General features: G+C 72.2%; 12 protein-coding genes and 1 pseudogene. 7 read left to right on the top strand and 6 right to left on the bottom strand.

Annotated elements, in window-relative coordinates; translation table 11 throughout:
- Positions 1–114: pseudogene (locus tag AOJ26_RS43010) on the top strand (sensor histidine kinase); the annotation flags it as partial.
- Complete coding sequence (locus AOJ26_RS27435) at positions 114–767, top strand: response regulator (RefSeq protein ID WP_053851038.1); 654 nt, start codon at positions 114–116, stop codon at positions 765–767. The pseudogene AOJ26_RS43010 and the gene AOJ26_RS27435, both read left to right, overlap by 1 nt.
- On the opposite strand, the gene AOJ26_RS27440 is transcribed toward AOJ26_RS27435, so the two are convergent.
- The 4 genes from AOJ26_RS27440 to AOJ26_RS44970 form a co-directional block, all read right to left on the bottom strand.
- On the bottom strand, positions 754–1,200 hold the full coding sequence (locus tag AOJ26_RS27440; protein WP_053851039.1) for a hypothetical protein: 447 nt from the start codon (positions 1,198–1,200) through the stop codon (positions 754–756). The two genes, AOJ26_RS27435 and AOJ26_RS27440, sit on opposite strands and share 14 nt — an antisense overlap.
- Positions 1,201–1,299: 99 nt before the next feature.
- Positions 1,300–4,188 carry a SpoIIE family protein phosphatase gene (locus AOJ26_RS27445; protein WP_053851040.1) on the bottom strand — a complete coding sequence of 963 codons (2,889 nt, stop codon included), beginning with the start codon at positions 4,186–4,188 and terminating at the stop codon, positions 1,300–1,302.
- Positions 4,189–4,402: 214 nt separating this feature from the next.
- A complete protein-coding gene (gene argG / locus AOJ26_RS27450) occupies positions 4,403–5,857 on the bottom strand; it encodes an argininosuccinate synthase (RefSeq protein ID WP_053851041.1) in 1,455 nt (484 codons plus the stop codon).
- 131 nt (positions 5,858–5,988) lie between these two features.
- Entirely contained in the window at positions 5,989–6,114 is a 126-nt protein-coding gene (locus tag AOJ26_RS44970) for a hypothetical protein (protein ID WP_256979565.1), read from the bottom strand.
- Between the two features lie 364 nt (positions 6,115–6,478).
- Between AOJ26_RS44970 and miaB the strand changes: the two genes are divergently transcribed.
- Genes miaB through AOJ26_RS27470 form a run of 3 tightly spaced genes read left to right on the top strand, consistent with a single transcriptional unit; the run spans position 6,479 to position 9,099 of the window.
- Entirely contained in the window at positions 6,479–8,005 is a 1,527-nt protein-coding gene (gene miaB, locus AOJ26_RS27460) for a tRNA (N6-isopentenyl adenosine(37)-C2)-methylthiotransferase MiaB (RefSeq protein WP_053851043.1), read from the top strand.
- A gap of 22 nt (positions 8,006–8,027) precedes the next feature.
- Positions 8,028–8,327 carry a hypothetical protein gene (locus AOJ26_RS27465; RefSeq protein ID WP_053851044.1) on the top strand — a complete coding sequence of 100 codons (300 nt, stop codon included), beginning with the start codon at positions 8,028–8,030 and terminating at the stop codon, positions 8,325–8,327.
- 10 nt (positions 8,328–8,337) lie between these two features.
- Positions 8,338–9,099, top strand: a complete 762-nt coding sequence (locus AOJ26_RS27470; protein WP_053851045.1) for a class III extradiol dioxygenase subunit B-like domain-containing protein — start codon at positions 8,338–8,340, stop codon at positions 9,097–9,099.
- 188 nt (positions 9,100–9,287) lie between these two features.
- Here the strand turns inward: AOJ26_RS27470 and AOJ26_RS27475 are convergent, their stop codons facing one another.
- A complete protein-coding gene (locus AOJ26_RS27475; protein ID WP_053851046.1) occupies positions 9,288–9,557 on the bottom strand; it encodes an antitoxin in 270 nt (89 codons plus the stop codon).
- A gap of 24 nt (positions 9,558–9,581) precedes the next feature.
- Positions 9,582–9,908, bottom strand: a complete 327-nt coding sequence (locus AOJ26_RS27480; protein ID WP_053851047.1) for a hypothetical protein — start codon at positions 9,906–9,908, stop codon at positions 9,582–9,584.
- 183 nt (positions 9,909–10,091) lie between these two features.
- Between AOJ26_RS27480 and miaA the strand changes: the two genes are divergently transcribed.
- Complete coding sequence (gene miaA / locus AOJ26_RS27485; RefSeq protein WP_053851048.1) at positions 10,092–11,030, top strand: tRNA (adenosine(37)-N6)-dimethylallyltransferase MiaA; 939 nt, start codon at positions 10,092–10,094, stop codon at positions 11,028–11,030.
- 108 nt (positions 11,031–11,138) lie between these two features.
- On the top strand, positions 11,139–11,642 hold the full coding sequence (locus AOJ26_RS27490; RefSeq protein WP_053851049.1) for a hypothetical protein: 504 nt from the start codon (positions 11,139–11,141) through the stop codon (positions 11,640–11,642).
- Positions 11,643–12,118: the final 476 nt, after the last annotated feature.

Consider the following 12,118-nt stretch of genomic DNA (forward strand, 5'->3'; position numbering starts at 1 on the left):
ATCCAGGGGATGCGGGAGCGGGCGCTGCTGGTCGGGGCGGTGTTCTCGGTGCGGGGCGGCCCCGGGGGGACGGACGTACGGCTGCGCGTACCGGTCCCGGCGGTGGTGCGCTGATGGCCCCGCCGACCCGTGTCCTGCTCGCCGACGACCACACCCTCGTACGACGGGGGGTCCGGCTGATCCTGGAGGGGGAGCCGGACCTGACCGTCGTGGCCGAGGCGGGGGACGGTGCCGAGGCGGTCGAGCTGGCACGCGCGCGTGAGGTCGATCTCGCCGTGCTGGACATCGCGATGCCGCGGATGACCGGGCTGCAGGCGGCCCGTGAGCTGTCCCGGCGGCTGCCGGACCTGCGGATCCTGATCCTGACGATGTACGACAACGAGCAGTACTTCTTCGAGGCGCTCAAGGCCGGGGCCAGCGGATACGTGCTCAAGTCAGTCGCCGACCGGGACCTCGTCGAGGCGTGCCGGGCCGCCGTGCGCGGTGAGTCCTTCGTCTACCCCGGGGCCGAGCGGGCCCTCGTCCGCTCCTACCTGGACCGCTTGCACCGGGGTGACGACCTGCCCGCGCGGGCCGTTACCGAACGCGAGGAGGAGATCCTCAAGCTCGTCGCCGAGGGGCACACCACGAAGGAGATCGGCGAGCTGCTGTTCATCAGCGCGAAGACGGTGGAGCGGCACCGGGCGAACCTGCTGCACAAGCTGGGGATGCGGGACCGCCTGGAGCTGACCCGGTATGCGATAAGGGCCGGGCTCATCGACCCCTGAGCCGGGCCTGCGGGTGGGAGCCGCGGCGCCTGCGCACGACGTACGCGCCCGCGAGGCCGACCCCGCCGAGGGCGAGGGCCGCCCCGATCGCCCGCTCGAAGCCGGCCGGACCCACACTGCCCCCGGAGCCGCCCTGGACGCCGAGCGTCGGCAGCGGTGTGACGAGAGGTGTGGCGGGCGTGGCGGGAGGCGTGGCGACGCTCACGGCGGCGTCCCGTCGCGGCAGCGCCTCACAGGCGATGCCGTCATCCCGGCCGTGGTCCTCGTCGAGCCGGTCGGGGTCGGAGCGGTCGAGGTCGAACTGCGCCTGCGCGTCCTCCTGGTAGGCGAAGTCCGCGCAGTCCAGGTCGCCTGCGTGGGCGACACCGGTCAGCGGTCCGGCGATGGCCAGGACGGCCAGCGTGGCGCCGGTGAGCGTGGTGCGTATTCCCATGGGTCGTGCCTTTCGGGCGGGGCCGGAACAGCCGTCACCGCGAATCTAGGGACGCGCCCGGCGTCCGGCCCGTGGAGCTGGGCCGAACGGGCGCGCGTCTCACAGCAGCGCTTCCCAGTCCTCGTCGAAGTCGGCCGGGTTCAGCAACAGCAGGTCGGCCGGCTCGGCCGGGGCCCGCAGGGACTGTTCCGTCCAGATGCACTTGCCCGTGGGTGTGTAGCGGGCGCCCCAGCGGGTGGAGAGGGCCGAGATGAGCTGGAGGCCCCGGCCGCCCTCGTCGGTGTCCGCGGCGTGCCGGATGCGGGGCATGGTCTGGCTGCCGTCGTAGACCTCGCAGACCAGTTCGGTGGTGTGCAGCAGACGCAGCCGGACCGGGCCGCGGGCGTGCCGGACGACATTGCCCACCAGTTCGCTGACCAGGAGTTCTGTGGTGGGGGACAGGTCGTCCAGGCCCCAGGCCGTGAGCTGTTCGCGGACGTGGCGGCGGGCCAGGCTCGCCGTCCTAGGGTCGTCGGGCAGGGCCCAGGCGGCCATCCTGTCGGCCGGCAGCGCGTGCAGCCGGGCCACCAGGAACGCCGCGTCGTCGGCCGCCTGCTGGTCCGCCGGCAGCAGACCGGCCGTCAACGTGTCGCACAGCCGTTCAAGGTCCACGGCGGTCCCGTCGGCGTGGGCGGCGCCCAGCAGCCGGGCCAGCTCGGCCATGCCCTCGTCGATCTCCCGCGTCGCCGACTCCACCAGCCCGTCGGTGTACAGCACGAGCAGACTGCCCTCGGGCACCTCCAGCTGGGTCGTCTCGAACGGCGGCTTGGCCGCGCCCAGCGGGGGATCGGCGTCCGGTGCGGGGAAGTGCACGGTTCCGTCGGGCCGTACCAGGGCGGGCGGCGGGTGGCCGGCCCGGGCGACGGAGCAGACCCGGGTCGTCGGGTCGTAGAGCGCGTACAGACAGGTGGCGTACGACGCCTCGCTCATGCCGCCGACGATGTCGTTGAGGTGGCCGAGGATCTCGTCCGGTGCCAGCTCCAGGTCGGCCAGGGTGTGCACCGCTGTGCGCAGCCGGCCCATGGTGGCCGCCTCCGGCAGGCCGTGGCCCATCACGTCCCCGACGACCAGCGCGACCTGCCCGCCGGACAGCGGGATGATGTCGTACCAGTCGCCGCCCACGTCGGCGCCCTGTCCGGCCGGCAGGTAGCGGGCGGCCGCCGTGCAGGCGGGCAGGTCGGGCAGCGCCTGGGGGAGCAGGCTGCGCTGGAGTTCCCGGGACCGGGTGTGCTCGGCGTCGTAGAGCCGGGCCCGCTCCAGGGACTGGGCGACGAGGGCGGTGATGGTGGTGAGCAGGGCGCGTTCCTCGTCGTCGAGGAGCCGGGGCCGGTCGAAGGAGACCACGCAGACGCCGAAGGTGTGCCCGGACGCCGTCAGCGGCAGGAACGCCCAGGACTTCTTGTCGCCGAGGGCGGGGAAGTCGGCCAGTTCGGGATAGCGGGTGGCGTACTCGCGCGCCGAGGAGAGGAACAGCGGGAGTCCGGAGGCGATCGTGTCCCAGGCGGGGTCGCCGGTCGCCGCCCGGCGGCGGCTGTCGAGGAGGGCCACGAAGTCCCGGGGGTAGCCGACCGCGCCCACGTGGTGGAGCCGGTCGCCCTCGCTGACCTGGACCATCAGTCCTGAGGCGGCGAACGGCGGCAGTACCCGGCGGGCGACCGCCTCCACCACGTCCCGGGAGGTCGTGGCCTTGGCGAGTTCCGTGGTCAGTTCCGCGATCCGCACCGCCCGCTCGGCCGCGGCCCGTTCCGCCGCCTGCCGCTCCTGCGCCAGCCGGCGCTTCTCCGTGACGTCCTGGAAGTACAGGGTGCGGCCGTCGGGCCCCGGCACCAGGCGTACGTGCAGGCGCCGCCGACAGTCCGCGATGTACACGTCGAACCCGGCGGACTTGTCCTCGGCCCCGGCCTTCAGACAGCTCTCCTTGAGACCCGGGACCTGACGGGTGGCCGGCAGGTCCCACAGCAGGCGTCCGAACAGCTCCTCCTCGGAGAAGCCGAGGAAGCGTTCCGCCTCCAGGTTGGCGAAGGTGATGCGCCACTCGTCGTCCACCGCGAGGAAGCCGTCGCTCATGTGCCGCAGGGCCCTGCTGAGGGCGTCCCGCGCGGTGCGCGGCTCGTTGCTCTCCCAGCCGACCCCGGTCATCCGCAGGGGCTCGCCCCGCTCGTCGTAGGTCGCCCGGCCGCGGGCCCGCGTCCAGCTCCAAGTGCCGTCCGGGCGCCGGACGCGGTACTCGGCCTCGAAGACGCCGTGGCCGGTGATCGCCCGCTCGACCGCGGCGAGCGTGGGGGCCAGGTCGTCGGGGTGGACGATCCGCATCCAGTCCTCGACCCGGCCGCTGAAGTCGGCCGGACGGGTGCCGTACAGCTCCAGGGCGGCCTCGTCCCAGACGAGTTCGCCGCTGCAGATGCCCCAGTCCCACGAGCCGACCCGGACCTCCTTGAGGGCGTGCCGCAGCCGTGCCCGGTTCGGTTCGGTGTGCGGGGGGCGGGACGGCGGCGGGGCCTGGGCCATGCGGTCCTCGGTCCAGGCGACGAGGTCCCGCAGGAAGTCCCAGTGCCGCGGGGTGGGTTCGCCCTGGTCTCCGGCGAGGACCGTCAGTGCGCCGATGCCGCGCCGGCCGCTGAACACGGGCAGCGCGGCGAGGCCGGTGCCGGGCCAGGGGGTCCCCTCCGACGGGTCCTGGGGCAGTGGTACCCAGACACCCTTGCCCTGCTGGAGCGCGCGGGCCGGGGCCAGCGGGCCCTCCTGGTCGACGATCTCCCAGGAGCGGGTGAGGGCGGGCGGCAGACCGGCGGACGACACCAGGCGCAGGGCGGACATCGGGCCGCGCAGGTGCACGGTCCCGCCGAGGGCGCCCAGTTCACCGACCGCGTGTCCAAGCGCCAGCCGGAAGACCTCGCTCTCCGTCGCACCTGGGGTGACCGTGCCGAGGAGAGCGAGCCGCGCGTTCATGCAGGGAACCTATCGTTCCCGTTTCCGTTCGAAACCTGCTTCACGGTTTCCGACGAGCTGTCCTCCGGCATTTCCTCACATCAACTCACCACGTTTTACGAGAAGTTGACGGGACAGCGGCCGTGTGCGTGCCTTCGGGCCCAGCAAGGCCATCTCGGGCGGACGCGAGAAGGGGGCCGGCGCGTGGTCGCGCCGGCCCCCTCCGCGAGGTGGCTCAGTCCGTGCCGAACTCCATCGCCGCCCGGTCGAGCAGGACCTCGTCCTCCGAGACCTCGCCGCGGGAGGCGATCGCCTCGGCGCCGCCCTCGGGGAGCTCCGGCATGGTGCCGATCAGCCCGGTCGCGGCGGCCTGGGAGGCGCCGATGGTGGGGCTGCCGGTGCCGATCAGGCCGAGGCCCGCGTACTGCTCCAGCTTGGCGCGGGAGTCGGCGATGTCGAGGTTGCGCATGGTGAGCTGGCCGATCCGGTCCACCGGGCCGAACGCCGAGTCCTCGGTGCGCTCCATCGACAGCTTGTCCGGGTGGTACGAGAACGCCGGGCCGGTGGTGTCGAGGATCGAGTAGTCCTCGCCCCGGCGGAGGCGCAGGGTGACCTCACCCGTGACCGCCGCGCCGACCCACCGCTGGAGGGACTCACGGATCATCAGGGCCTGCGGGTCCAGCCAGCGGCCCTCGTACATGAGACGGCCCAGGCGCCGGCCCTCGTTGTGGTACTGGGCGAGCGTGTCCTCGTTGTGGATCGCGTTGACGAGACGCTCGTAGGCCGCGTGGAGCAGGGCCATGCCGGGGGCCTCGTAGATGCCGCGGCTCTTCGCCTCGATGATCCGGTTCTCGATCTGGTCGGACATGCCCAGTCCGTGCCGGCCGCCGATGGCGTTGGCCTCCATGACCAGGTCGACGGCGGAGCCGAACTCCTTGCCGTTGATGGTCACCGGGCGGCCCTGGTCGAAGCCGATCGTCACGTCCTCGGGCGCGATCTCGACCGACGGGTCCCAGAACCTGACGCCCATGATCGGCTCGACGGTCTCGATGCCGGTGTTGAGGTGCTCCAGGGTCTTGGCCTCGTGCGTGGCGCCCCAGATGTTGGCGTCCGTGGAGTACGCCTTCTCCGTCGAGTCCCGGTAGGGGAGGTCGTGGGCGACGAGCCACTCCGACATCTCCTTGCGGCCGCCGAGCTCGGTCACGAAGTCCGCGTCCAGCCAGGGCTTGTAGATCCGCAGGTTCGGGTTGGCGAGCAGGCCGTAGCGGTAGAACCGCTCGATGTCGTTGCCCTTGAAGGTCGAACCGTCGCCCCAGATCTGGACGTTGTCCTCCATCATCGCCCGCACGAGGAGGGTGCCGGTGACGGCACGGCCCAGCGGGGTGGTGTTGAAGTACGCCCGCCCGCCCGAGCGGATGTGGAACGCCCCGCAGGTGAGCGCGGCCAGCCCCTCCTCGACGAGCGCGGCCCGGCAGTCGACCAGGCGCGCGATCTCGGCACCGTAGGTCTTCGCGCGGCCGGGCACCGAGTCGATGTCGGGCTCGTCGTACTGGCCGATGTGCGCGGTGTAGGTGCAGGGGATGGCGCCCTTGTCGCGCATCCACGCGACCGCGACCGAGGTGTCGAGACCGCCGGAGAAGGCGATGCCGACGCGTTCGCCGGCGGGGAGGGACGTGAGGACCTTGGACATAGGAAGATTATGCATCACCGCGTATGGTCATGCAAAGCCCCAGGTGTCGTCCCGCGCGTGATGCGCGTCATCACCGGCCGTTTGTCTCTTCTGGGGACGCGGCGTGCGCACGAGTGGGCGGGGCCGGATCGTCAGGCGGGTCGGGGCAGGGCTGTGTCCGGGTGGCTGCCGTGACCGGCGTCGCGAGCGCGCAGGTCGGCGGCGGCCCGGTCGTGCACGTCCAGCTCTGTGCGGACGCGGGAGATGCGGGTGCGCACGGCCTTCTCGGCGAGGAAGAGCCGCCGGTGCGATCTGATGGTTGTCCAGGCCGTCCGCGAGCAGCTACAGGATTCAACTCGCCTGCCGTGGTCCGTCAGGAGCCTGTCCCGGGGCGTCGGCGCTAGGAATCTCCCATGCGCCGAACTATTGCGGCCGGTCAGACGGACGTCCGAGCGCCTCGTCATCAGCATGCCTGCGGTCCAGACCCACGTCGGCGGCTCCCTGGCCAAGCTGCCCGCCCGGGACCGCGCGCAGTTGGTGATCATCACCTGGCGTGGCCTGACCGAGCAGGGCCGGCCCGCCTGACCGCGTCCGGGCCGACGGCCGGGTCTCGCGGCTCCGGAGAGCGCCTACCCTTGACCCATGACCATCAGCAGCGACCGGAGCTCGGCAGTGGACGTTTCATCTCCGAAAACTTACGAAGTGCGCACCTACGGGTGCCAGATGAACGTCCACGACTCCGAGCGATTGTCCGGCCTGCTGGAGGAGGCGGGATACGTGCCGGCCCCCGAGGGCTCCGACGGGGACGCCGACGTCGTCGTCTTCAACACCTGCGCGGTCCGGGAGAACGCCGACAACCGTCTCTACGGCAACCTCGGCCGCCTCGCGCCACGCAAGGCCTCGCGGCCCGGCATGCAGATCGCCGTCGGCGGCTGCCTCGCCCAGAAGGACCGCGACACCATCGTGCAGAAGGCGCCCTGGGTGGACGTCGTCTTCGGCACGCACAACATCGGCAAGCTGCCGGTCCTGCTGGAACGCGCGCGCGTGCAGCAGGAGGCGCAGGTCGAGATCGCCGAGTCGCTGGAGGCGTTCCCCTCCACGCTGCCGACCCGGCGCGAGAGCGCCTACGCGGCCTGGGTGTCGATCTCCGTCGGCTGCAACAACACCTGCACCTTCTGCATCGTCCCGGCGCTGCGCGGCAAGGAGAAGGACCGCCGCACCGGCGACATCCTCGCCGAGATCGAGGCACTGGTCGGCGAGGGCGTCTCCGAGATCACGCTGCTCGGCCAGAACGTCAACGCGTACGGCTCCGACATCGGCGACCGCGAGGCCTTCAGCAAGCTGCTGCGCGCCTGCGGCACCATCGAGGGCCTGGAGCGCGTCCGCTTCACCTCACCGCACCCGCGCGACTTCACCGACGACGTGATCGCCGCCATGGCCGAGACGCCGAACGTCATGCCGCAGCTCCACATGCCCCTACAGTCCGGCTCGGACACGGTCCTGAAGGCGATGCGCCGCTCGTACCGCCAGGAGCGCTACCTGGGGATCATCGAGAAGGTGCGCGCCGCCATGCCGGACGCCGCGATCTCGACCGACATCATCGTGGGCTTCCCCGGGGAGACCGAGGAGGACTTCGAGCAGACCATGCACGTGGTCCGCGAGGCCCGCTTCGCGAACGCCTTCACCTTCCAGTACTCCAAGCGCCCCGGCACCCCCGCGGCGACCATGGAGGGGCAGATCCCCAAGGAGGTCGTGCAGGCGCGCTACGAGCGTCTCGTCGCCCTCCAGGAGGAGATCTCCTGGGAGGAGAACAAGAAGCAGGTCGGCCGCACCCTGGAGCTGATGGTCGCCGAGGGCGAGGGCCGCAAGGACGGTGCCACCCACCGCCTCTCCGGCCGCGCCCCCGACAACCGCCTGGTCCACTTCACCAAGCCCGACCAGGACGTCCGCCCCGGAGACGTGGTCACGGTCGAGATCACCTACGCCGCTCCCCACCACCTCCTCGCCGAGGGCGCCGTCCTCGACGTGCGCCGCACCCGCGCGGGCGACGCGTGGGAGAAGCGGAACGCGGCGGAGGCCGCCAAGCCCGCCGGCGTCCTGCTGGGCCTCCCGAAGATCGGGGTCCCCGAGCCGCTGCCGGCGGCCACGGGCGGCTGCGCGCCGCACTGAGCCGGGGCGGGGCGGGTCAGTCGTGGGGCGCTGGGTGGTCGTCGTCCAGTCGGACACCGGAAGCGGGTCCGACTACCTCTGCGAGGAGGTGGCCCGCTTCGAGGGCACACGGGAGCAGGCCCGCGCCCGTCTCTACGAGCTCGCCTGCACGCATCGCCCGCGCCCGGGGCTGCGCCAGAAGCGCCGTGACGTCCACCGGATCGGGGACGGCGACGCCTACTACGCGAAGATCGAGGGCCGGGTCCTCACCTTCGCCGTGATCTACCAGTTGGCCGAGCTGGTGTGGAGCACGGAAGGGGAGCCGGGACAGCCCTGGCGATAGGCTCCCGATCATGCTTGTCGCCGCCGCCGTCTGCCCCTGCCCGCCCCTTCTCGTCCCCGAGGTCGCCGCCGGCGCCGCGCCCGAGCTGGACCCCGCGCGTGCCGCCTGCACGGACGCGCTCGGCGTGCTGGCCGCCGCCCGGCCCGACCGGCTCGTGGTCGTCGGTCCCGCGGAGCGGAGCGGGCGAGGCGTGTTCCCGGAGGGCAGCCGCGGGTCCTTCCGCGGCTTCGGCGTGGACCTCGACGTGCGGCTCGGCGGAGCCGTTGACGGGAACGGGGACGTGCGGCTCGGAGGGGACGGGAGCGGGGACGAGGCCGGGGACGCCGAGCGTGAGCTCCCTGCCTCCCTCGCCGTCGCCGCCTGGCTCCTGGAGCGCGCGGGCTGGGCCGACGCCCCGATCGAGGGACTCGGGGTGGGGGAACCCCTGGAGCCCGAGCGGTGTATCCAGACCGGGAGGGACATCGCCGGCCGGGCCGAGCGGGTGGCACTGCTGGTGATGGGCGACGCCAGCGCCTGCCGCACACTCAAGGCTCCGGGTTACCTCGACGAGCGCGCGGCCCCCTTCGACGCGGAGGTCGCGCGGGCGCTGGGCGCGGCCGACGTGGCCGCCCTGCGCGCGCTGGACACCGAGCTGGCGTACGCGCTGAAGGCCTCCGGCCGGGCCTGCTGGCAGGTCCTGGCGGGCGCGGCGGAGGGCGCGGACCTCGGCGGCTCCCTGCTGTACGAGGACGCGCCCTACGGCGTGGGATACGTGGTGGCGACCTGGTCCTGAGGACCGGGGAAAGCCAGACCGGTGGTCTTGGGGCCGACCGTAGGGGAGGGGGGCCTGTCGGCTTCAGCGGGTCCAGGGGACTTGAGCCCCCTTGAAGGGGACTTGAGACTTGAGCCCCTTTGAACGGCGGACGGCCGGGAGTGTTCCGCCCCGCGGCCGTCCGTCGGTGTGCCGTGCTGTCGCTTCGTTCAGGAAGCCGGCGGCGGCGCGGCCGGAGGCGTGCCGCCGGCCCCCGGTCCCTGTGTGCCGTCGTGGCGCGCGAGGCGGTCCATGGCGTCCTTGGCCTTGCCCGTGCCCGTCTGGATCTTGCCGCTGTACTTGCCCTTGGTCTTCTCGTCGACGACCTTCGCGGCCTTGTCGAGACCGTGCTGGACCTTGTCCCCGTGCTGCTGGGCGAGGTCGGAGACCTTGTCCTTGGCCGGGCTGAGCTTGGCCTTCAAATTGTCCAGGAGACCCATCGTTCACCTTCCCACGCGGGACAGTTACGTGCGGGCGCCTTCACCGGCCTCGTGATCGGCCGCCTCGTCGGCGGACTGCTGCTTGGGGATCTCGACACCCTCGGCGGCGTCCTCGACGGCCTCCGTCGCCGTCGATCCGTCCGTGCCCTCGGCCCCGGCGGCCCCGGTGCCCTCGGCCCGGGCCTCGCTCCCGGCCTCGGTCGAAGCATCGGCCTCGGCGCCGGTGGATCCCTTCGCTTCTGCCGCCTCCTCCGCCGCGGGCTCGGCCGTCGTGATGTCGGCCTGCCGCTCGGCGGTTGACGCCTCCTCCGTGGTCTTGGACCTGCGGAGAAGTCGTGCGAAAACGCCCATATCCACTCCATACGTTACTCGTGCGGGGGAAATCCCGCGTCATCCGGTGCGCCCGTTCGCGCCGTCCGGATCGCCGCCTCCGGAAACAGGGCGGCGGATACCACGCAACTGGCAACGACGCCGAACCCGCGCCGTCACGTAACTCGTTCGAGGTGGTGCTCCGAGGTTTGCGAGACTGGGGCGGTGAGCAGCGCACCCCCCGCCCCCCGCGTCATCGCCGTCGTCGGACCCACTGCGGCCGGAAAGTCCGATCTGGGCGTCTTCCTCGCCCAGCGACTGGGAGGCGAGGTCGTCAACGCCGACTCCATGCAGCTCTACCGAGGGATGGACATCGGCACCGCCAAGCTGACGCCCGAGGAGCGCGGCGGTGTCCCGCACCACCTGCTGGACATCTGGGACGTCACCGTCACCGCGTCCGTCGCCGAGTACCAGCGGCTGGCCCGCGCCCGGATCGACGCACTGCTCGCCGAGGGCCGCTGGCCGATCCTCGTCGGCGGTTCCGGGCTGTACGTCCGCGGGGCCGTCGACAACCTGGAGTTCCCCGGCACCGACCCCGAGGTCAGGGCGCGGCTGGAGGAGGAACTCGTGCTGCGCGGCTCCGGCGCGCTGCACGCCCGCCTCTCCGCCGCCGACCCCGGGGCGGCCCAGGCGATCCTGCCGAGCAACGGCCGTCGTATCGTCCGGGCCCTCGAAGTGATCGAGATCACCGGCAAACCCTTCACCGCCAACCTCCCCGGCCACGACTCCGTCTATGACACCGTCCAGATCGGCGTCGACGTGGCCCGCCCCGAGCTCGACGAGCGCATCGCGCGCAGAGTCGACCGGATGTGGGAGGCGGGCCTCGTGGAGGAGGTCCGGGAGCTGGAGGCGCGAGGGTTGCGCGAGGGGCGCACAGCGTCCCGCGCACTCGGATACCAGCAGGTGCTCGCGGCGCTCTCGGGGGAGTGCACGATGGAGGATGCGCGGGCCGAGACCGTCCGTGCCACGAAACGCTTCGCGCGCCGTCAGGATTCATGGTTCAGGCGCGACCCGCGGGTGCACTGGTTGAGTGGGGCTGCGGCGGATCTCACAGAACTTCCGCAGCTCGCACTGGCGTTGGTCGAACGACCGGTTACAGCCTGATCACGTCCTGGCATCGGGACGCTCCGGCCGTCATCCCGGCATCCGGCGCCGTGCCATCATCGAGCTTCGATCGACCAAGTGGAGTCCGAGTTGGGAGGGCGCGTGGCGATGGAGGCCGGCCCTCGCGACACCGCACAAGGCACCGAGCCGCTCACCGCTGAGAGCGGTGGACCGGAGCAGGACGCGGAGCGTCTGAGCCCCGACGGGCCCGACGACACCCAGGGCGGTGTGACCGACGACGGCCCCGAGCCCGAGGAGATGTTCCCGGGCGGCGAGGAGGTCGAGGTCGAGCTGCGTCCCCAGCGGCGCCTGCGGATCTGGCAGCTCGCGCCCATCGTCTCGCTGGCCGCGGTCGGCTCCCTGATGTTCGCCTTCCCCCTGGCCTTCGACTTCGGCGACAGCGGAGCGGTGATCGCGATGCTGGGCCTGCTCATCTGCTTCTGTGCGGCGGGCTGGGGCATGATGGCCGCGCGCCGCGTCGGTTACACGTGGCCTGGGCTCCCGCAGCGCGGGTCCGGCCGCCGCGCGGACTGGCGGGTCGTGACCGGGTACGTGCTGCTGGTGGCCGTGGTGGTCGTACTCGCGGTGTGGCGGGTGGCGAGACTCCGCTGAGCGGGACGCGGGCGCTGGCATGGCGGAAGTGGGGCTGGGCTGGGCGTGCGGGTCTGGCCGCGGTGGGTCCGGTGCGGTGGGTCTGGCGGGCGGGCGGATGCTGGACGCGGATCTCAGGGGCGCGGGGTTGGTGGATGTGTGGCCGGTACACGCGGGTCTGACGGACGCGTGCACGTGAATTGCGGTCCTGACGGACGCGGGGCTGACTGAGTGTGTGCATGACGGACGCTAGCCTGACGGGCGCGTACATGCTGATGCGGTTCCTGCGGGCGCGGCCATTGCTGAGATGGGCCTGACGCACGTGGCCACGGCTGAGCTGGGTCTGACGCACGCGGTCCCGACGGACGTTCGCTCGGCGGACGCGAGGGAATCGCTGAGCAGCCAGCGAGCCAGCGAGCCAGCGAGCCAGCAAGCCAGCGAACCGAGCCAGCCGAGCCAGCCAGTCAGCCCGGCCCAGCCCCGACCCCAGCCCCACC

This window comes from Streptomyces sp. NRRL B-24085, assembly GCF_001282115.1.
Taxonomy (GTDB): Bacteria; Actinomycetota; Actinomycetes; order Streptomycetales; family Streptomycetaceae; genus Streptomyces.

Coding starts and splice junctions, on each gene's coding strand:
- AOJ26_RS27435 (WP_053851038.1), top strand. CDS start 114: ATGGCCCCGCCGACCCGTGTCCTGCTCGCCGACGACCACACCCTCGTA.
- AOJ26_RS27440 (WP_053851039.1), bottom strand. CDS start 1,200: ATGGGAATACGCACCACGCTCACCGGCGCCACGCTGGCCGTCCTGGCC.
- AOJ26_RS27445 (WP_053851040.1), bottom strand. CDS start 4,188: ATGAACGCGCGGCTCGCTCTCCTCGGCACGGTCACCCCAGGTGCGACG.
- argG (WP_053851041.1), bottom strand. CDS start 5,857: ATGTCCAAGGTCCTCACGTCCCTCCCCGCCGGCGAACGCGTCGGCATC.
- miaB (WP_053851043.1), top strand. CDS start 6,479: ATGACCATCAGCAGCGACCGGAGCTCGGCAGTGGACGTTTCATCTCCG.
- AOJ26_RS27470 (WP_053851045.1), top strand. CDS start 8,338: ATGCTTGTCGCCGCCGCCGTCTGCCCCTGCCCGCCCCTTCTCGTCCCC.
- AOJ26_RS27475 (WP_053851046.1), bottom strand. CDS start 9,557: ATGGGTCTCCTGGACAATTTGAAGGCCAAGCTCAGCCCGGCCAAGGAC.
- AOJ26_RS27480 (WP_053851047.1), bottom strand. CDS start 9,908: ATGGGCGTTTTCGCACGACTTCTCCGCAGGTCCAAGACCACGGAGGAG.
- AOJ26_RS27490 (WP_053851049.1), top strand. CDS start 11,139: ATGGAGGCCGGCCCTCGCGACACCGCACAAGGCACCGAGCCGCTCACC.